This is a genomic window from Knoellia flava TL1 (genome assembly GCF_000768675.1).
Classification (GTDB): domain Bacteria; phylum Actinomycetota; class Actinomycetes; order Actinomycetales; family Dermatophilaceae; genus Knoellia; species Knoellia flava.
Window position 1 is genome coordinate 1 of sequence record NZ_AVPI01000090.1, and the last position, 507, is coordinate 507.

Consider the following 507-nt stretch of genomic DNA (forward strand, 5'->3'; position numbering starts at 1 on the left):
CGCCCGGATGAAGCCGGTCCCCAGGGCGCAGACCAGGCCGGCCACGACCGCGCCGACCTCCAGCGGAATCCCGGCGACGTAGGCGAGCACCACGCCCGGCAGCACCGCGTGGGAAATGGCGTCGCCCATCAGCGCCAGGCCCTTCAGGACCAGCAGGCACGAGAGGATCGCCGTCGGCACCGCCACCACGACGGCGATCAGCAGGGCCTCGCGCATGAAATCGAACTGCAGCGGCAGGAAAAGGGATTCCAGGATAGTCATGCGTCGGCCCTCGCCGCCTTGATGCGCCGGCGCGCGGCCAGCAACCCGTGCTTGGGCGCGCAGACAAAGGCGAGCAGGAACGCCAGGGCCTGCAGCACCACGATGACCCCGCCGGTGGCGCCGTCCAGGAAGTAGCTCAGGTAGGCCCCCACGCCGCTGCTGGCCGCGCCCAGCGCGACGCTGATGGCCAGCAGGCGGCCGAACCGGTCCGTCAGCAGATAGGCGGTTGCGCCGGGCGTGATGACC

The 507-nt window shown here is 71.2% G+C and carries 2 protein-coding genes; both read right to left on the minus strand.

Annotated features, from left to right (window positions below):
- Positions 1–261: metal ABC transporter permease (locus N798_RS17075; protein WP_035951153.1), on the minus strand; the 261-nt coding region annotated here is incomplete at its 3' end.
- The coding region (locus N798_RS17080; RefSeq protein ID WP_035951149.1) for a metal ABC transporter permease at positions 258–507 on the minus strand (250 nt) is incomplete at its 5' end. The genes N798_RS17075 and N798_RS17080, both read right to left, overlap by 4 nt.